At 70.4% G+C, this 18,437-nt stretch carries 14 protein-coding genes and 2 pseudogenes; 11 read left to right on the top strand and 5 right to left on the bottom strand.

The window, feature by feature from the left end:
* Positions 1 to 31: 31 nt before the first annotated feature.
* The 3 genes from ACQPYK_RS24395 (at position 32) to ACQPYK_RS24385 (ending at position 1,640) form a co-directional block, all read left to right on the top strand.
* Positions 32 to 697 carry a TetR/AcrR family transcriptional regulator gene (locus ACQPYK_RS24395; protein WP_433234946.1) on the top strand — a complete coding sequence of 222 codons (666 nt, stop codon included), beginning with the start codon at positions 32 to 34 and terminating at the stop codon, positions 695 to 697.
* 87 nt (positions 698 to 784) lie between these two features.
* Complete coding sequence (locus ACQPYK_RS24390) at positions 785 to 1,219, top strand: helix-turn-helix transcriptional regulator (protein ID WP_433234943.1); 435 nt, start codon at positions 785 to 787, stop codon at positions 1,217 to 1,219.
* Between the two features lie 10 nt (positions 1,220 to 1,229).
* Positions 1,230 to 1,640, top strand: a complete 411-nt coding sequence (locus ACQPYK_RS24385) for a VOC family protein (protein ID WP_433234940.1) — start codon at positions 1,230 to 1,232, stop codon at positions 1,638 to 1,640.
* A gap of 239 nt (positions 1,641 to 1,879) precedes the next feature.
* Here the strand turns inward: ACQPYK_RS24385 and ACQPYK_RS24380 are convergent, their stop codons facing one another.
* Both ACQPYK_RS24380 and ACQPYK_RS24375 read right to left on the bottom strand, forming a co-directional pair.
* A complete protein-coding gene (locus ACQPYK_RS24380) occupies positions 1,880 to 2,542 on the bottom strand; it encodes an SGNH/GDSL hydrolase family protein (protein ID WP_433234937.1) in 663 nt (220 codons plus the stop codon).
* Positions 2,543 to 2,749: 207 nt separating this feature from the next.
* Positions 2,750 to 4,258 carry an FAD-dependent monooxygenase gene (locus tag ACQPYK_RS24375; protein WP_433234934.1) on the bottom strand — a complete coding sequence of 503 codons (1,509 nt, stop codon included), beginning with the start codon at positions 4,256 to 4,258 and terminating at the stop codon, positions 2,750 to 2,752.
* A gap of 198 nt (positions 4,259 to 4,456) precedes the next feature.
* Here ACQPYK_RS24375 and ACQPYK_RS24370 point away from each other — a divergent pair.
* From ACQPYK_RS24370 to ACQPYK_RS24360, 3 genes and pseudogenes are all read left to right on the top strand, one after another.
* Positions 4,457 to 4,954, top strand: a pseudogene (locus tag ACQPYK_RS24370) (AfsR/SARP family transcriptional regulator); the annotation flags it as partial.
* A gap of 754 nt (positions 4,955 to 5,708) precedes the next feature.
* On the top strand, positions 5,709 to 7,391 hold the full coding sequence (locus ACQPYK_RS24365; protein ID WP_433234931.1) for an ATP-binding protein: 1,683 nt from the start codon (positions 5,709 to 5,711) through the stop codon (positions 7,389 to 7,391).
* An 11-nt stretch (positions 7,392 to 7,402) separates the two neighbouring features.
* A complete protein-coding gene (locus ACQPYK_RS24360) occupies positions 7,403 to 7,534 on the top strand; it encodes a hypothetical protein (RefSeq protein ID WP_433234928.1) in 132 nt (43 codons plus the stop codon).
* A 67-nt stretch (positions 7,535 to 7,601) separates the two neighbouring features.
* Here ACQPYK_RS24360 and ACQPYK_RS24355 read toward each other — a convergent pair whose 3' ends face one another.
* Complete coding sequence (locus ACQPYK_RS24355; RefSeq protein ID WP_433234925.1) at positions 7,602 to 8,639, bottom strand: tyrosine-type recombinase/integrase; 1,038 nt, start codon at positions 8,637 to 8,639, stop codon at positions 7,602 to 7,604.
* Positions 8,640 to 8,801: 162 nt separating this feature from the next.
* On the opposite strand from ACQPYK_RS24355, the gene ACQPYK_RS24350 reads away from it, so the two are divergent.
* Positions 8,802 to 11,984 (top strand): BTAD domain-containing putative transcriptional regulator, encoded by a 3,183-nt coding sequence (locus ACQPYK_RS24350; protein WP_433234922.1) that lies wholly within the window; start codon positions 8,802 to 8,804, stop codon positions 11,982 to 11,984.
* Here the strand turns inward: ACQPYK_RS24350 and ACQPYK_RS24345 are convergent.
* Positions 11,972 to 13,225 (bottom strand): serine hydrolase domain-containing protein, encoded by a 1,254-nt coding sequence (locus ACQPYK_RS24345; RefSeq protein WP_433234919.1) that lies wholly within the window; start codon positions 13,223 to 13,225, stop codon positions 11,972 to 11,974. The genes ACQPYK_RS24350 and ACQPYK_RS24345 overlap by 13 nt on opposite strands.
* A gap of 193 nt (positions 13,226 to 13,418) precedes the next feature.
* On the opposite strand from ACQPYK_RS24345, the pseudogene ACQPYK_RS24340 reads away from it, so the two are divergent.
* The 3 genes and pseudogenes from ACQPYK_RS24340 to ACQPYK_RS24330 form a co-directional block, all read left to right on the top strand.
* Positions 13,419 to 13,535, top strand: a pseudogene (locus tag ACQPYK_RS24340) (IS3 family transposase); the annotation flags it as partial.
* Between the two features lie 182 nt (positions 13,536 to 13,717).
* Positions 13,718 to 14,089 (top strand): YciI family protein, encoded by a 372-nt coding sequence (locus ACQPYK_RS24335; RefSeq protein ID WP_433234916.1) that lies wholly within the window; start codon positions 13,718 to 13,720, stop codon positions 14,087 to 14,089.
* A complete protein-coding gene (locus tag ACQPYK_RS24330; RefSeq protein WP_433234913.1) occupies positions 14,086 to 15,297 on the top strand; it encodes an RNA polymerase sigma factor in 1,212 nt (403 codons plus the stop codon). Before ACQPYK_RS24335 ends, ACQPYK_RS24330 begins: the two co-directional genes overlap by 4 nt.
* 480 nt (positions 15,298 to 15,777) lie before the next feature.
* Here the strand turns inward: ACQPYK_RS24330 and ACQPYK_RS24325 are convergent, their stop codons facing one another.
* Positions 15,778 to 16,590 carry a MerR family transcriptional regulator gene (locus ACQPYK_RS24325; protein ID WP_433234910.1) on the bottom strand — a complete coding sequence of 271 codons (813 nt, stop codon included), beginning with the start codon at positions 16,588 to 16,590 and terminating at the stop codon, positions 15,778 to 15,780.
* A 57-nt stretch (positions 16,591 to 16,647) separates the two neighbouring features.
* Between ACQPYK_RS24325 and ACQPYK_RS24320 the strand changes: the two genes are divergently transcribed.
* Positions 16,648 to 18,294 carry an amidohydrolase family protein gene (locus ACQPYK_RS24320; protein ID WP_433234907.1) on the top strand — a complete coding sequence of 549 codons (1,647 nt, stop codon included), beginning with the start codon at positions 16,648 to 16,650 and terminating at the stop codon, positions 18,292 to 18,294.
* Positions 18,295 to 18,437 lie beyond the last annotated feature (143 nt).

Here is an 18,437-nt window from a genome sequence, read left to right as displayed (position 1 = left end):
CGCAAGTCATGACTGCGTTAAGCTGTCGGACATGGTGGAGCAGCAACCGACTCGCCGGCCCGGCGGACGCAGCACCCGCGTCCGCGCCGCGGTGCACCAGGCGGTCACCGACCTGATCGCGGAACGCGGCTACGGCAACTTCACAGTCGGGGACGTCGCCGCACGCGCCGGTGTGGCCGACACGAGCATCTATCGCCGCTGGGGCGCCCTGGAGGCCCTGCTCGCGGACGTGGCGATCACCTGGCTCACCACCACCTCCCCCATCCCCGACACCGGCAGCCTGGAAGGCGATCTGCGCGCCTATGCCGCCGGCGTCGCGCGCGACGTGACCGGGCCCGACGGACTGGCGGTGCTGCGCCTGATCATCGCCCTGTCCACGGCGGGAGAGACCGGTGCGCGGACACGAGACGGGTTTCTGGCCGAACGCGGACGCCAGCTGCAGGGCATGCTGGATCGCGCCCGAGATCGCGGCGAACACCCACCGGAGGGCCTGGACATCCTCGACCACCTCCTGGCCCCGATGTACATCCGCATCCTGTTCGGCGCCGGACCGCTCACCCCCGCCTACGTCGACACCCTGGTCGACCGACTCCTGGTCGTCCCGGTCCGGTTCGTCGGGGTCGCGGAGCCGTCGGACTCCGGTCGGTCCGAGGCCGGGTTGGGTGAAGGTGCAGGCCTCCACCCGCCAGGGCTCTGACCTGGCCTTTCTTCGGTCCGAGATCATCCCGATGTGGGCTTTACCGGTTAAACGACTGTTTCAGTAGGCAGGTGGTAGCGTCGTCCCGTGACCCCGGAAGACCTCGCCAATCTCGCGTACCTGCGCCGAGCGCGGGATCTGATCGACCGGGAGTACGCACAGCCGCTCGATGTGCCGACGATGGCCCGCCACGCGCTCATGTCGCCGGCGCACTTCTCGCGACGGTTCCGGACGGCCTATGGCGAGACGCCGTACAGCTATCTCATGACCCGCCGGATCGAGCGGGCGATGGCGCTGCTGCGCGGGGGTATGAGCGTGACCGACGCGTGCATGGCGGTCGGCTGTACCTCGCTCGGCTCGTTCAGCTCGAGGTTCACCGAGATCGTGGGAGAGACGCCGAGCGCGTACCGCGACCGGGAGCACCGTGCCGTGGCGGCGATGCCCGCGTGTGTGGCGAAGGTACGCACCCGCCCGACGAGAAATCCGCCGAGCAGAATTCGAGGAGCAGGCCGCGCCGCCTAACGTTGGCGACATGACCATCGCACTCCAGTACTGCCACATCACCGTCAACGACCTGGACGAGTCGCTCGCCTTTTACCGCGACGCGCTCGGCCTTGAAGTGCGCAATGACGTCGCTTCCGGCGGATTCCGCTGGGTCACCCTCGGCGGCGCGACTCAGCCGGACCTCGAAATCGTGCTCTCAGAACCGCACGCCGGCCGTTCCCAGGCCGACGGCGACACCCTGCAAGAACTGCTCACCAAGGGCGTCCTGCCGATGATCGTCTTTAGCACCGACGATCTCGACGCCACCTTCGAGCGGGTACGGGCATCCGGCGCCGAGGTACTGCAGGAGCCCATCGATCAGCCCTGGGGACCGCGCGACTGTGCATTCCGCGACCCTTCGGGCAACATGGTGCGGATCCAGCAGGGAGCCAAGGCGTGATGCTCGGCCGTTCGAGCGCCTCTCGACGGCGTTCTTCGCGGAGTTGGAACGCGGATTTTTAAGCACCCACCTACCGGGCCATCGCCCGCGCGGGACGATGGCAGCGGTTCCGGCCGCCGGCCTGATCTCTTCCTCCGGTTGTCCCGGCCACTCCATCGACCCGCGGTCATCTCCTCCACGGCGGCGGTGATGGTGATGTGGAACAGCCGTGTGGCGTCGCGGGCGATCGCGAGGCACGGTCACGCGACCAGGCGCAGCCAGGCCGCCGCGAGTGCGGCGTGACCGGCCGGCGTCGGATGCACGCCGTCCGCAGCCCAGTACTCCGGCCCGGTCGTCGCGGCGAGCTCGGCGAACATGCCGTCGGCGGCGAGCAGGTGCGCGCCGTACTTGCGGGCGAGCTCGCGCACGACCTGGATCTTCGGGTCCAGATCGGCGCGCCACTTCTTCCGGTCCTCCACGCCGAAGTACGCGTCGCCGACCTCGACACGGCCGCGAACCGGCAGGAGGAACGGCTCGATAAGGATCAGCTCGACGCCGGCCTCGGCCAGCGGCGCGAGCAGGCGGTCGTAACCCGCCGCGTAGTCCTCCGCGGGGATCACGTAGCCGTCCGGGTCGTACGTGTGCCAGCCGACGTCGTTGACGCCGACGAGGATCGACACCACGTCCGGGCGCGCGTCGAGCACGTCCGCCTGCCATCGGGCTTCCAGATCCATCACCTTATGGCCCCCGATCCCGGTGTTCAGCCAGGTCACGGCCCGCTCCGGGTGCCGGAGTCCCCACTCGCCCGCGACGCGCAGCGGGTAGCCGAACCCGAGCCCCTCTTCGCTCTCCAGCCGTTGGCCGTCGGTGATCGAATCGCCGGTGAACATCACGGTGCTTCCCGGTCGGAGGGTGATCGTCATGTGTGCTCCTTGAACTTGGTTGAGGAGAGGAAAAGTCCACATCGGTCAGGTGATGTCAACGTTGACATTCAGCCGGCTTTTGATCCGGCCACCCCGTCTCGGGCGGGGCTTGGAAAGCCGGCACCGGCTGCGCCGACACTGCGAAAATGGCAGCGTCATGACTCCCTTTCGCGCCCTTGTAGCGCCCGCAGCAGCGATAAGGGAGTTTTAGATTGCCGGACTACCGAACCAATGGCCGACGGCCCGTTCAAACGCTTCACGATCAGGGTCGCGATCACCTGCCCAGGCGACTATGCCGTCGGGTCGGACAAGCACAGCACCCAGTCCGAGGTCGTTTGTCGCCGGCCCGGCCGCGTACCGCATCCGACTCGCCCAGCCCATCGCTGAGCTGTGGAGGCATCGGTCGACGCTGAAATCGAGCGCGACGCCTCGTCCGTCCTGCATCAGGTCGCCGAGGCGGGTGCCGTCCTCAAGACGAAGGTCCGGGGCGTTGCGGCCGACCAGCGGCCGCTCGCTGCCAAGGTCGTAGCGGATCGACGATCCCGATGTCCTGTCGAACACGTAGGTCGTTCCGTCACCGGTCCCGATCAGGTCGCGAATCAGTCCTTGGATCGCCTGGGCATGCGGGTCCGGCCTCATGACCGCCGCCTGGGCGCGCGTCCAGGCGAGCACTCGTGCGCCGATCGGATGGCGCTCGCGGGTGTAGGTGTCGAGAAGCCCGTCCGGTGCGTACCCATGCACGGTCGCCGCGAGCTTCCATCCCAGGTTCATGGCGTCGCCGATGCCGAGGTTGAGTCCCTGCGCGCCGAGGGGAGAGTGGATGTGAGCGGCGTCGCCCGCGAGCAGGACGCGCCCCTGCCGGTAGGTCGTCGTCTGCATCGCCCGATCGGTGAAGCTCGAGGCGAGCTGGACATCACTCAGCGTCACGTCGGTGCCGGATACGCGGCGCAGAACCGCCTGGAGATGTTCGCGAGTCGGCCGCTGCGAGCGATCGAAGGCGCCGCCGTCGAAGTCCAGCATGCCGATGTGCCCTTCCGTGGGCGTCCGGAGGTACATGCCCGTCGGCGTCAGAGTGAACCCGGGGCGCAGCTTCCCGGGATCGGCGATGGTGGCGAGCACGACATAGCCGGTGAACTGCGGCTCGGTGCCGACGAAGTCGAAGCCCGCGAGCCTGCGCACCGCGCTGCGCCCGCCATCGCAGCCGACGACCCAGCGCGCCATGTACTCGTGCTCGCCGGCTTGCAGGACCACGCTCTCGGCGCCCTGCGCGATGTCGGAGACCGTGACGCCGCGCCGTACCTCCACGCCGAGCTCGGATGCCCGCTCGGACAGCACCGTCTCGACCGCTTCGAGGGTCGTCATCACGCCCTCCATCGCCGGGCTGGGAAGCCGGAACGGCAGGGCGGCGACGTCGACCTTGGCCGGATCGAGCATCATGCCGGCGAAGTGGCCCACGCCACGAGGGGGTGCCGGTTCGTCCGCGCCGGGATAGTCGTCAACGCCCGACGCCTTCAGCAGCGGGTGCAGCATCCCGCGCCGGTAGAACGCCTCGACCGACGCGGCGGACAGGCCCCGCATTCCAAGCGGGTTCGCCTTCCACGGGGAGCGGGGCTCCGGCTCCCGCTCAAGCACCAGAACAGAGCAACCCGCGAGGCCAAGCTCGCAGGCAAGGACCAGACCAACCGGGCCACCGCCCACGATCACCACATCATGCACGAGAACTCCCCTTCCGAAGCTCGCCATCCTGTTCTCTCAGGCATGCCAAGACTGAAGCGGTCCGCTCACACGGGGCGCACACGGCACTGACGTGGGCGCACATGGCGCTGACGCGCCCGTCCTGCGACGCGTCAGCGCTGCGCAATAGGGAAATACCGTGATTTGGGTACTCGAGGGTACGTACGCGAGGATCGGGAGATGGACGGGGATGCGCGGCTTCGCGTCACGCTGCTCGGCACCTTTCAGGCGTCTCGCGGTGACGCCGCCCTGCCCGTTCGGGGTGCGCGGTTGCAGGGTCTGGCCGTACGGCTGGCGCTCGCCGGCGGGCGCGCGGTCGAGCAGGGCGTCCTGGTCGACGCGATCTGGGCCGAGGATCCGCCGGCCGGCGCCGCCCACGCCCTACAGGCCCTCGTCTCGCGGCTGCGCCGTACCCTCGGCTCGGCCGGCGACGTCGCACAGGTCGCGGGCGGCTACCGGCTGGATGTGGACGCGGCCGACGTGGACGCTCTGCGGTTCGAGCAACTCGCCGCCGCCGGACGTGACCGCCTGCGCGCCGGCGACCCGGATGCCGCGGCGTCCATGCTCGGCGAGCACCCCGTCCACGAGCGGGCGGCCGCGCTGCTCATGGACACGCTCGCCGCCCAGGGCCGCCAGGCCGACGCCCTGGCCCTGTACGAGCGGATCCGCGAAACCCTGGCCGACACCCTCGGTACCGACCCGGGTGCCGCCCTTCGCGAGCGCCACCTGAGCCTGCTGCGCGCCGAACCGCCCGCCCCGGCCGCCAACGCCGCGCAGACCAGGCCGAGCAACCTGCCCGCGCCGCTGACCAGCTTCATCGGACGTGATGACGATCTCACCCGGATCGGCACGCTGCTCGCCGCCGGGCGCCTGGTCACCGTGCTCGGTCCCGGCGGCGCCGGCAAGACGCGCCTGGCCGTCGAGGCTGCCCGCCGCCACCGCCACGAGTACCGCGACGGCGTCTGGATGATCGACCTCGCCTCCGTCACCGAGCCGGCCAAGGCCGGCGCGGCCGTACTCGCCGGGGTCGGAATGCGCGGCGCGATGTTCGAGACCCGGATGCGAACCGAAGGCGACGAACTGGACGTACTCGTCGACCAGCTCGGCGGCCGGGAGAGCCTGCTGCTGGTCGACAACTGCGAGCATTTGATCGACGCCGTGGCCCACCTGGTCACGGCACTGCTGTCCCGCTGCTCCGGGCTGCGCGTGCTCGCCACCAGCCGCGAACCCCTCGCGGTCGACGGCGAGGCGCTGGTGCCACTCGGCCCGCTCGCGCTGCCCGGGCCGGACGACGGCGTCGAGCAGGCCCGGCGGGCGGCGTCGGTACGCCTGTTCACCGAGCGGGCCGCGGCCGTGCGTCCGGGCTTCGACGTGGACGACACGACGCTGCCCGAGGTCCGGCGGGTGGTCCGCAGCCTGGACGGGATGCCGCTTGCGCTGGAGCTGGGAGCTGCTGAGCGAGCACGAGCGTACGGTCGCCGAACGTGTCTCGATCCTGCCCGGCGGCGTCACGCCGACCTCGGCCACCGCGGTCTGCGCCGGCACCGCAGTGCCGGCTGCCGAGATCCCCGAACTGCTCGCGGCCCTGGTCGACCGGTCGCTGCTGCAGCTCGCGCCCGACCCGGGCCGCTACCACATGCTGGAGACGCTGCGCGAGTACGGCACCGGCCGCCTAGCCGAGACGGGCGACCTCGGCACCGTCCGCGACCTGGCCGCCGGCTACTTCGCCGAGCTGGTGGCTCGGTACGACCCGCAGCTGCGCGGGGCCGGCCAGCTGGCGGCCGTGCGCGTCATCAGCGCCGAGCACGACAACGCGCTGGCCGCCCTGCGCCGGCGGTGCGACACCGGCGACGCCCCCGGCGCGGTGGCTCTCGCCCTGAACCTGACCTGGTACTGGCACATGTTCGGCAGGCACCCCGACACAACCTACTGGCTGGGCGAGGCACTGGCGGTGCCCGGCGGCGAGCCGACGCCCGACCGCGACTGCACCCACGCGATCTATCTGATCAACCGGGTCGACACCCGGCCAGGGATGACCGCCGAGGAGGCCACGGACGACCAGGCGCAGATGCGCGAACTGGCCGACCGGCTGCTGGCGTACCCGGAGCTGCCGGGTCCATACGGCGCGCTCGCCGCGATCACGCTCGCGTTTCGACAGGAGGAGGCCGCGTTCGTCATCATCGAACGCCTGGCCGACGGCGACGACGTCTGGCTGTCCGGGCTGGCCCGCATGTTCCGGGCCCAGTTCGCCGAGAACGCGGGCGAGCTCGACAGTATGCGCACCGACGTGGAGGCGGCCCTGGCCTGCTTCCGGCAGGCCGGCGACCGCTGGGGCCAGGCCACCGTACTGCCGATGCGCGCCCAGCAGCGACAGTACGACGACGACCTCGACGGCGCGCTGGCCGACCTGTGCGAGGCCCGGTCGCTGGCCGGCGAGTTCGGCTCGCTCAACCTCAGCGACGAGGTGTTCCTCGACCTGCGCTGGATCGACCTACACATGCGGCGCGGCGACACCGACCTGACGATCGCGATGATCGACTCGGCCCGGGAGCGGGCGCTGCGCGCGAACTCGCCGGAGATACTGGCCCTGGTCGACGCGTGGGAGGCCGTCTTCCGGGTGCGGCTCGGTGACCTGGACCGGGCGAGGGAACTGCTCGACGACGCCGAACGGGGTCTGCGTGGCGACACCACATTCCCCGGTGACCACGCGCGGACGCTGGTCGGCAACGTACGGACCTCGCTCTGCCTGGAGCTGGGTGACCTGGCCGGCGCGGAGAAGATGCTGGAGAGGGCGTACGCTGCGGCGCTGGAGACCCGGGACCTGCCGATCCTGTCGCTGGTGGCGGTGAACGCGGCCGCGCTCGCCGAGGCGCACGGGCGGCATCACGGGTCGGCCGTCCTGCTCGGCGCCGCCTCCCGGCTGCGCGGCACTCACGACCGCACCGATCGGCAGGTTCGCGAGCTCACCCGCCGAGGGCGGGCCGCGCTGGGCGAGCAAGCCTTCGCCGCGGCGTACGGGAAGGGTTGGGAGCTGGACGGGAAGACGGCCGTGACCGAAGTCGACCCGGCCCGACTGCGCCTGGAAATCAGGACGGCTCACCCAGATCCCGAGTGATCCAGCCGGGCGTGTCGAAGCGCGGGCAGCACGCCCACCAGCTTCTCGAACGTCACCCGCTCGGCCACGCCGCGTTACTGGTCGCGCAGCTCGTCAAGGATCCGCTCGGCCGGTTCCCGCCAGATCTGCTGGGCCTGGTATGACGCCGGCCGTAATGATGGACCGAACCATCAAGATCATTCTCAGCGCCAACGGCTGTACCGATGTTCCTCAACCCCGAGGTAGCGCCCCATGGCCGGCTTGCGTGGCTCCGGATGGCGTTTCAGCAGGGAGGGCTTGGCGCCCGTCCCATGGCGGGCCGGCTCCGCCGGCCGCCGACGCGGCAGGTGGGTGCCGTTTTCTGCTGGGTTTGAGATAGCGCCGGAGGGTGCGGCGGTCCTCATGGCCGGACAGGCTCATCAGGTCGGCCTCGGTGGCGCCGTCCTCACCGGCGTGCGTCAGCCGTGAGTGACGCAGGTCGTGCAGGTCCCATCCCCCGGTGGCGGCATCGAGGTGTCGTTCGGCGGTGCGGTAGCTCATCCGTCGTCGCCGGCTGACCGGGTCGATGTCTCGGGCCGGAACGGTGCCGTCGTCGGGGGCGATGCGGCGTGATAGGAAGATCGGCCCTCGTGCGCGGCCGGCGAGGAGTCGGCCGAGCAGGCGGGCGGTACGGATGTCGTAGAGCAGTTCGTCTTGCTTGCCGCCCTTGCGGCGGCAGCGGGCGCGGAGGTTGGGCCGGTCCAGGTCTGCGATGTCCAGGCACAGCACTTCGTCGGCGCGGGCGGCGGTGGCGTAGAGCATCGACCACAGGGTGCGGTCCTCAAGCGGCCGGCGCTTGTCAGTGACGAGCCGGTCGATGGCCTCCCGCGGCCGGATCCGGTCGGCTTCTGGTCTGGGCTGGTGCTCGCGGCCGAGGCCGTGCAGCACCGTGGCGGCATCACCGATCCACTCTTGCTGCTGGAAGTAGGCCAGGGCGCTGGCGACGGCGGCGCGTTTGGCGTTGAACGTGGCCGGGGCGCGGTGGCCCCAGGCGGTGCGGATGTTGCGGTGCAGCCGGTCGCGGCCCGGGCCGTCTTCGAGTTCGGTGAGGCTCATGATCCCGGCGAACGCGGTGGGCAGCGCGCAGGCGTAGGCGCGCACGGTTTCCGGAGAGGTGACCCGCCCCGACTTGCCGCGGTAGCCGGCAAACCAGCGTAGGTAGTCGGCCAGCGCCGCTGCGGTCGGTGGCCCCGTTGGTCCGATGATCGGGGTCAGGTGCCGGGTGGTCATGGGCGGCCGACTCCATGGTTGTCAGATAACACGAGGGAAGGGATTGTGCCGTCCGGGGCGTTTCCCCAGGGGCTCGAACCTTGGTTGTCAGATAATACGTCGTTATCTGACAGACTGCTGGCCGTGGCGAATGCGATCGAGTCGTGTGGCGATAGTGGACAGGTGCGCGTCGGCATCCTCGGCTCCCTGGTGCTGGACACCGCTACCGGCCCGACGCGGGTCGGGGGCGCGCGACTGCGGGCGTTGCTGGCCCGGCTGGTGCTGGACGCCGGGCGTGCCGTCAGGCCGGCGACCTTGGTCGAGTCGCTGTGGGGCGAGGCGGCACCGGCCGACCACCTGCGCGCGCTGCAATCGCTGGTGTCCCGGTTGCGGCACGTCCTGGGCGACCCCGGGCTGCTCACCTCGGGCCCGGCCGGGTACCGGCTGGCCGTCGAGCCGGACACGGTCGACGCCGTCCGGTTCGAGCGGCTGGCCCGCGCGGGCCGGCGCTCACACGCGCAGTCCCGGCCCGCCGAGGCCGCCGCCACCTTGCGCGAGGCCCTGAGCCTGTGGCGCGGCCCCGCCTTGGCGGACGTGCGCGCGGCGCCGTTCGCCGCCGCCGAGGCCGAACGGCTCGAGCGGGCCCGGTTGGCCGCCCTGGAGGACCGGATCGAAGCCGAGCTCGCGCTGGGTACCGACCTCGACCTGGTCGCCGAGCTCGAATCGCTGACCGCCACGCACCCGTTGCGCGAACGGCTGCACGCCCAGCTGATCCGAGCCCTGGCGCTGAACGGCCGAGGCGCCGAGGCGCTGGCCGCCTACCAGCGGATCCGAGGCCTGCTGGCGGACAGTTTCGGCAGCGATCCCGGACCGCGGCTCCAGGAGGCCCACCTGGCGGTATTGCGCGGTGAACTCCCCCGGTCCCGCCGATCGCACGGCAACCTGGACGTCCCGCTCACCAGCTTCGTGGGCCGCGACGACGACGTCCGCCGCGTGGTCGAACTGCTCGGTCGAGTTCGGCTGGTCACCCTGGTCGGCCCCGGAGGAGCGGGCAAAACCCGGCTGGCCAACACCATCGGCCGGCAGCTCACGCCGTCCGGCGGGGTGTGGTTCGTCCCGCTGGCCCCGGTCGGCGCGGACGACGTGCCCCGCGTGGTGCTCGACCTGTTGCGGGTGCGCGAAGAAGGCGCGCCGCCGCGGCCTGTCACTCCGGAGGCGGTTCTGGACCACCTGGTCGAGACACTCGCGGACGACGACCTGGTGCTGGTGCTGGACAACTGCGAGCACGTGATCGAGGCCGCCGCGACGCTCGCCGGGTCCCTGCTCGGCCGGTGCCCGAGGCTGCGGGTGCTGGCCACCAGTCGGGAACCCCTGCGGATCGACGGCGAGACCTTGCACCCGGTGCTCCCGCTGGAGCTGCCCGAACCGGGGTCGACGGTGGAGCGGGCCCGTGCCTGCGCAGCGGTCCGGCTGTTCCACGACCGGGGCGCCGCGGTGCGGCCGGGCTTCACTCTGGAAGGCGGCGCGCTGACGGCGGCGGTCGAGATCTGTCGCCGCCTGGACGGCCTGCCGCTGGCGATCGAGCTGGCCGCGGCACGGTTGCGCGCCCTGCCGGCCGAGGTGGTCGCGGCGCGACTGGACGACCGGTTCCGGCTGCTCACCGGGGGCAGCCGCACCGCATTGCCGCGGCACCGGACCTTGAGCGCCGCGGTGGCCTGGAGCTGGGACCTCCTCGACATCGACGAGCGAGCGCTGCTGGAACGGCTGTCGGTCGTGCCCGGCACCTTCACTGAGGACGCGGCGGAGGCGATCGGCCGGTCGGGCGACGTCCGGGAGCTGCTGACGGCGTTGGTCGACAAGTCCCTGCTGCACCCGGTGGAGCCTGCCGACCCGGTCGAGCCGCGCTACCGCGTGCTGGAGACCATCCGGGAGTACGGCCTCGAGCAACTGGCCCGGCGTGACGAGGTCGACGTCGTACGTGGGCGGCACGCCGGGTTCTTCCTTCAGCTGGCCGAGACCGCGGACCCGTACCTGCGCACGTCCGACCAACTGCGCTGGCTGGTCCGCCTGTCCGCAGAACGGGACAACCTGTCGGCCGCGATCCGCTGGGCGGTCGAGTCCGGCGACGCCGACCTGGCGGTCCGGCTCGGCGTCGCGCTGTGCTGGTTCTGGTTCCTGCGGGATCACCCGCCGGAGTCGCTGGACCTGCTCGGCCGGGTGCTCCAGGCTCGCGGCTCGACCGAGCCGCAGGCACGCGCCCTGGTGGTCGCCGCGCACGCACTCGCCACCACCGAGGCCATCAGCCGACCGGACGAGGCGGAAGCGGCCTTCGACCGGATCAGAAAGGCGCTGGAGCGTGTCGCCCCCGGCACTCACCCCATTCTGGAGATGGCCCGGTTGGCGCTCGCCATAGGCTCGGGACGCGATCGGACCGCACCGGACATGCTCGGTCCCCCGGACGAGCGGACGGATCCCTGGGGCCGGTCGTTGGCTCTGCTGGTTCGAGGCGTGCTGGCCATGAACACCGGACACGCCGCCGAGGCGACGCACTTGCTGTCGCGCGCGCTGACCGGCTTCGAGGAACTCGGCGAGCGGTGGGGCCTGGCGATCACGCTGAGCACCCTGAATTCGGCGTTGCAGCGGGCCGGCGAACCGGCAGGTGCGCCCGCGCTGGCCGAGCGGGCCACCCGGTACTTCCGGGAACTCGGCATGCCCGAGCACACGATGGAGAACGAGGTGGCGGCCGCACTGCACCGGGCTCAAGCCGGCGACGTGGATGGCGGGCGGCGGCAGCTGACGGACTTGCTCGACCAGGTCGAGCGGACCGGGTCGGCGGAGTCGCAAGCTCAGGTGTGCCTGGGCCTGGCGCGACTGGAGTGGCGAGCCGGGCGGCCGGGGCCGGCCCGCGAACATGCCCGGGCCGGTTTGGCCGAGGCGCCACCCGGCCGGTCGACCCCGCACCTGGCCGCGTTGCTGCTGGGCGTGCTCGCCCAGGTGGACGTCGCGGAGGGTTTCCCGGACAGGGCGGTAAGCCGGCTCGACCACCCGGCGGTGCACCTGACGCTGACCTGGCATACGCCGGTCGCGGCCTCGATCGCGGTCGTGGTCGCCGCGATCGAGCTGTGCCGCGATCGGCCTGAGCGGGCGGGACGGCTGCTCGGGGTCGCCACCGTACTGCGGGGTTGGGACGATCTCGGCGACGTCGACGTGCGGATGATCACACAGCGGGCCACGGCTGCCCTGGGCGCTGACGGGTTCGCGGCCGCGCACGCCGCGGGTGCGGCGATGTCGCGGGCCGAGGCGGAAGGCCTGGTGTCCGCGATCATCACCGCACCCGCGGCCGGCCGCGCCGGTCAGCCGGCGTGAGCCGCGGTCGGCACGGGTTTGCCGAACATCGTGCAGGTCACGGCGGTCTGGAGCGCCTGGGCAGCCTTGGCGATCTTCGGGTCGGCCTCGAACTCGGCCCAGAACTCCGTCGAGATGAGGACGGTCGCCGTGCGGCTGCCGGTGCGGTCGGTGAGGTTGGTGGTCAGGTAGCCGGGCATGCCGCCGTCGTGACCCCAGAACGTGCCGCACGGGGTGGCACCGGTCTGGATGCCCAGCCCGTAGCCGGGCCCGTCCGGCTGCCGTGAGTCCACCGGCACCGTGGTGCGCATCTGTGCCAGCTGGGCGGCGGGCAGCAGCTTGCCGGACGTCAACGCGATGGAGAACCGGGACCAGTCCTGCGTGGTGGACACCACCGCCCCGGCCGCCCCGCCCCACCCGGGGTCGTTGTCGGAGACGTTCACGTGACCGTGGTGGCGCGGCCCGGCGAAGTGCCTGAACTCGGCCGGCACACTCGGTGACATGTGGGCGGCATCCAGTTCGTAGCCGTGGGCATGGGGGCCACGCCAGGTGGGGTCCGTGGCGTAGTAGGTGTGTTCGAGGCGGAGCGGCCGGGCGATCCGGTCCCGGACCAGATCGGCCAGGCTCGCCCCGGTGACCCGCTCCAGGACGGCGCCGATGGCAACGTAGCCGGTGTTGCTGTACGACCATTTCGTGCCCGGCGCGAACAGTGGATCGTGCTTCACCCCCACAGCGAGCAGCTTCGCCGAGGTCCACCGCCGCCGATCTCTGCCGAGCATCGAGGGCCGGACCGCGGCGTCATTGGTGTAGTCGAACAGGCCGCCGGTGTGGTTCAGCAGCATGCGCAACGTGATCGCCTTGCCGTTGGGCACCTTGCCCGGCAGCCACTTCTCCACCGGGTCGGTCAGGGCGAGCTTGCCCTCGGCGACCAGTTGCAGCACGAGCGTGGCCATCATGGTCTTGGTGTTGGACCCCATCCGGAACTCGTCCCCCACCTTGAGCAGGTGATCCCGTCTGGTCCAGGTGGCCTGCTCGGCGATCTCGACCGGCCGGCCGCGGCCGTCGTCGACCCGCACGATCACGCCGGGCGCCCCGGCGTTCACCAGCTTCCGCGCCAGCTGCTGTAGCTGAGCGCGCTGCGCCTTGGTGCCGCTCCAGGCCGCGGACGGCGTGGCCGCGGCGGCAGCCGGGAACGCCGCGGCCACGGCCAGACCCGCTGCCAGCACCGAAGCGGTGACCGTGCGCAGCCGACGTGGCCGCACCGCACGATCCAGCGAAAAAATACGTTGGGACATTGACCCGTTCCTCCGAGTGATGGGTGACGCGGACGACCTCACCCTCCAGCCCGCCGCTCGCAAACCGCACTCAGCATGCTGTCAGCCGCCCGACCGGTTCGGCATCGCGTACGGCCGGGTCGCGAGGTGAGGACGGCATCCGCGGGCCGGGGGAAGCGGCCTGCGGCGCAACGTCCTGGACCGGCGACGTTGGACGACCCGCCACCGACTCCGGCTGGCTGTCATCGCCCGGATCGAACGGATCCACCACCGCCGACGCAGGCAACGTCGACTCGGCCTCGGCAGGGTTCTACGAGCGAGTCGCCTCGTAGTCGGGGAGCGCGGCCAGGATGGTCCGGGCGAGGCGACGGCGAAAAACTCGTGCGAAATTTCTGGCTGGGGATGTCAAGACGACGGCGGCGGCTCCGACCAACCACTCGAAGGGCCCAGCCGGGGCTCGCGAACCACGAGGAGTACGGGATGAAGTTCCTGATCAGCATGCATATCAATCCGTCCGTGCTGGACGCGCTGACCGACGAGGAGAAGGCGGCGATCGGCGAGGGCCACGGCAGGTTCATCGAGGCGCTGAAGGAGTCCGGCGAGCTGATCACCACGCAGGCGCTGGTCGACCCGTCACAGGCCGCTGTGGTGTCCGTGCGCAACGGACAGCCGGTGGTGACCGACGGCCCTTTCCTGGAGTCGAAGGAGTATCTGGGCGGCTTCTATCTGATCGACTGCGAGAACAAGGAGCGGGCGATCGAGCTGGCATCGCAGATCCCGGACACCGCGATCGAGGGTCTGGGGGTCGAGGTGCGGCAGGTGATGTTCGCTGACGGACAATTGGAGGCATGACGGCACCAGCCATCGAGGATCTGCTGCGTGAGCTCACGCCGCAGGTCCTCGGCGCGTTGGTACGTCGGCACGGTCAGTTCGAAGGGTGCGAGGACGCCGTACAGGAGGCCGTCCTCGCCGCCGCCGTGCAGTGGCCGGCCGAGGGAGTGCCGGACAACCCGCGCGGCTGGCTGGTGGCTGTCGCGTTCCGGCGGCTCATCGACCAGATGCGCAGTGACCACGCGCGCCGCGAGCGGGAGTCGGCGACGGCCATCGAGGTGGTGCCCGAGGACGTACCGGACACCGACGACACGCTCGTCCTGCTGTTCCTGTGCTGCCATCCGACGCTGACCGCGGCCTCCCAGACCGCCCTGACGCTGCGGGCGGTCGGCGGCCTGACCACTGCGGAGATCGCCCGCGCGTTCCTGGTGCCGGAGGGCACGATGGCGGTCAGGATCAGCCGGGCCAAGCAGCGCATCAAGGCCGCCGGCAGCTCGTTCAGCCTGCCGGACGGCGCGGATCGCGAGGAGCGGCTACGGGTCGTCTTACACGTGCTCTACCTGATCTTCAACGAGGGCTACACCGCCTCCTCGGGCAGTGAGTTGCACCGCGCCGACCTCGCGCACGAGGCGATCCGGCTGGCCAGGATGGTGCACGCGCAGCTGCCCGAGGACGGCGAGGTGACCGGGCTGCTCGCGCTGATGTTGCTGACCCACGCTCGCCGGGAGGCTCGTACGACGGCGGCCGGCGATCTGGTGCCGCTGGACGAGCAGGACCGTACGAAGTGGGACCGCGGGCTGATCGACGAGGGCATCGAGCTGGTCAAGGCGTCGCTGGCCGGCCCGGCGCTGGGGCCTTACCGGCTGCAGGCCGCCATCGCGGCCACGCACGCCGACGCGGCCACGGCCGAGGAGACCGACTGGCCGCAGGTGCACGCGCTTTACCTGATCCTGGAACGGATCGCGCCCAACCCGATGGTCACCCTGAACCGGGCGATCGCGCTCGCCGAGACCGAGGGCCCGTCAGCCGGGCTGGCCCTGCTGTCCACATTGGACAGTGACGAGCGGATGGCCGGGCATCACCGGCTGCTGTCGGTGCGGGCGCATCTGCTGGAGAAGACCGGCGACACGGCCGGGGCGTACGAGCTCTACCGGCGCGCCGCGAAGTCCACCGCCAGCATCGCCGAGCAACGCCATCTGGAGTCCCGAGCCAGCCGGGTGAGAACATAGATCCTGCCCCAACCCCTCTACCAGGCCCAGAAATCCCGAGGCTCCGGCGAGCCGCAAGGTAGGCCGTCTGATTCACGCGCCCGCGCGTTTGGGATGCCGTGCACCAAGCCGCCAAGCCTGTCTGAAGGGTCACCAGGGATTTCCGACAGCTGAGCCACAGCGTGAGCTGATCGTGGCCAACACCGCCCTCGAGTAGGGATCGGTCAGTGGTCTTGCCAGACTTCTTGTCGGTGAAGACGCGCCGGCAGCCGACGGCCTTGAGCGCGTCGAGTGGGCGTCCGAGGGTTGTTGAAGGAGTTTTTGAAGGCTTTCAGGGGCTCGAGAACATCGTTTTCAAGATCTTCAAGAAACGATCGTTTGCTGAAGATCGCCGTTCACCTTGGGGACGCCGCGACTGTCCATTGCTGGCGAAATCGGCTCCGTGGAACTTCCCTGGTTGCCTCATCGAGGCAGGACGGGGACAACTCGGAAATGATCGATTCATGCCGAGTCAACGCCGTTCGGGCTGACGTCGGAGTTCTTGCCGGCCAGTCCATGGCCGAGCCGGCGGACGGCGTAAGCGCGGATCGCGGTGGCGAGCCAGAGAGGAAGGAGCGGGTCTATCTCTTCGATCATCGCGCGCTGGTCGGGGTGTTCGGTCACGATGTCCGCGAAGGCGTGGTAGGCGGCTGCGTCGGCGGGCCACAATAGCCTGAGTCCTTGATAGTGCTCAGTCATGAGGTCCAGGACTGGGACGCTGTCCGGGGTCATGCCGCTGGAGCGCGCGTCGGACAGTCGCCGCAGGAGCCGGCGGCCCTGCGCTGCGGCCTGCTCGTAGTCTTGGCGGGTCCACTGGCCGGTGACCGTGTCCGCGTTGGCGAATTGCTCCCTGACGCCGGTTCCGTATCGGGCCTCAAGGTCTCGTCGCAGGTCTTCCCGCCGGGATACAAGGCCGGTGAAGAACTCCTCCTCGCTGAGGTGCGCCTGGCCGGTGAGATCGGCGATGGTCCGATCGACGGTCGCGATGACCTCGCCCAGGCGGTCGTGGTGGGCGATGAGGTCCTCACGGTGCCGCCGCAGCGCGGCGACGTCATCCTGTTCTCCGTCGAGGATCTGATTGATCTGAACCAAGGGGACGTCCAGTTCCTTGAGGAACAGGATCCGCTGCAGACGGAGCAGTTCTCGGCGCCCGTACCAGCGGTAGCCGTTGTCAGCAGTGCGGACGGGGCGCAGCAGCCCGATTTCGTCGTAGTGCCTGAGCGTGCGGGAGGTAAGGCCGGACATGCGGGCGACCTCGCCGATGGAGTACTCCACATTTCGTATCCTAAATCGCTGGACCTTCTCGTTACGTCAACTTCTAGCGTCGTCGACGTGAGCACCCATCAACCCTTCACGATCACAGGTGTCCGCGTCTTCAGCGGCGGCGGCCTGCTTCCTGGCGCAACGCATGTCCGTGTCCAGTCCGGCCGTATCGCCGGGGTCGGGGACGCCTCCGTGACGCAGCCTGGCGATGCCGTCGTCGACGGCTCCGGCGCGACCCTCCTGCCCGGCCTCATCGACGCGCACGTCCACCTGCTTCCCGGCTGCACCCAGCTGGCGGCCACGTTCGGCGTGACCACGGTCATCGACATGTTCAGCAAACCCGAGACCATCACCCCCGAGCGATCCGCCATTGCCGCCTCGACGTCCGGCCAAGGACCGGTTTGCGCCGATATGCGGACCTCTGGCATAGGGGCGACCGCTCCGGGTGGACATCCCACGATCGCCTACGCGCCCTTTCCCTACATCACCGGACGGCAGGACGCGGCGCCCTTCGTCGCCGGCAGGGTCGCCGAAGGCGCGACGCATCTCAAAGTGATCTACGACGACGGCTCGGGCGCGATGCTCGACATTCCTGCCCTCGACATCCCCACGATCGAAGCGCTCGTGACCGCCGCCCACGACAGCGGCCTGCCGGTCGTGGCGCACGCGTCGTCCGCAGCCGGAGCCGTGACGGTCGCTCGGTGTGGTGTCGACGTCCTGGCCCATGCGCCGTTTGACCGCATGACAGACGGGCAGATCAGCGAAGTGGCCCGGTGTGGGGTGGCCGTCATCACGACGCTGAGTGTCATTGACGGCTTTCCCGGCAACGACGGCGTCATGCCCTTGCTAGCCCAGCCGCAGTTGGCCGGGCGATTGAGCGCCCGGTGGCGGCGCGTGATCGAGCGTCAAGCCGCTCGCTGGATGCCACCCCAGCCGCCGGACGGCGCCGCCCAGCGCTACAACACCGTGGCGATGCTGGAGTCGGGCCTGCGTGTGCTGGCGGGAACTGACGTGCCCAACCCCGGACTCATCTTCGGCGCCAGCCTGCACCGGGAACTGCAGCACCTGGTCAACGCGGGGTTCACCCCGGGTGAGGCACTGACAGCAGCGACCTCGACGCCGGCCGAGGTCTTCGGCATGGCCGACCGTGGCCGGATCGCCGTGGGACACCGGGCCGACATCGTGCTCGTCGACGGTGACCCGACGGCCGACATCGCCTCGACCCAGCAGATCCGTGGCGTGTGGGTGCTCGGCCAGCGCGCACAGCCACGTGCCTACACCGGCAGCGAGACCGAGCACGAAGGCGTGCGCTGGCAGCGCGACTCGGTACAGAAGATCGTCAAGGCCATCGAGGACATGTGGCCAGAGTTTCCCACGCCGCACGAGGTACGACGCGACGACGGGGAACTGCTGGGCAGGGCCGTGCCGACGTCCGGAGGTTGGCAAGCCACGACGATCTTCGGTGCGCCGCTCGGCGTCCCCGGCGATCACGATGAGGCCCTCAGCATCCTGCACAGCCGGGGGTTGGCCTGCCTGTCCGATCCGTGGTGGGTCCGCATCGGCGATGACCCCACCTGGCGGCAGTCCCAGATCATCGAAGCCGCCCCCGACCGTGTCCGGCTGCGTTGGACCGACCCCATGGTCGATCAATCGCCTTCCGGTCAGTGGTTCGGCCTCGATGACGTGGACCTGTCCCTCGACCGGCCCGCCAGATGAGCGATCCGTGCAGGGCCGGGCACGACTCCGCGTGATCACGGTTGGCGATGTTGTCCCCAGGGCCGCAGGGAACATCACTCTGTGAGACAAGGATGGCCCGGCACACCCCGAGGCCGCCGCCGTCGACGTCGCCCGCCTCAGCC

Origin of the sequence: Streptosporangium sp. CA-135522 (assembly GCF_050949235.1) — a bacterium.
Taxonomy (GTDB): Bacteria; Actinomycetota; Actinomycetes; order Streptosporangiales; family Streptosporangiaceae; genus Streptosporangium.
The sequence above is the reverse complement of the archived record's forward strand: the minus strand, read 5'-3'. Positions and strand labels throughout refer to the sequence as shown.

Bases quoted from the DNA above. Each gene is read 5' to 3' on its own strand.
- ACQPYK_RS24395 (WP_433234946.1), top strand. From the start codon at position 32: ATGGTGGAGCAGCAACCGACTCGCCGGCCCGGCGGACGCAGCACCCGC.
- ACQPYK_RS24385 (WP_433234940.1), top strand. From the start codon at position 1,230: ATGACCATCGCACTCCAGTACTGCCACATCACCGTCAACGACCTGGAC.
- ACQPYK_RS24380 (WP_433234937.1), bottom strand. From the start codon at position 2,542: ATGACGATCACCCTCCGACCGGGAAGCACCGTGATGTTCACCGGCGAT.
- ACQPYK_RS24355 (WP_433234925.1), bottom strand. From the start codon at position 8,639: ATGACCACCCGGCACCTGACCCCGATCATCGGACCAACGGGGCCACCG.
- ACQPYK_RS24335 (WP_433234916.1), top strand. From the start codon at position 13,718: ATGAAGTTCCTGATCAGCATGCATATCAATCCGTCCGTGCTGGACGCG.
- ACQPYK_RS24330 (WP_433234913.1), top strand. From the start codon at position 14,086: ATGACGGCACCAGCCATCGAGGATCTGCTGCGTGAGCTCACGCCGCAG.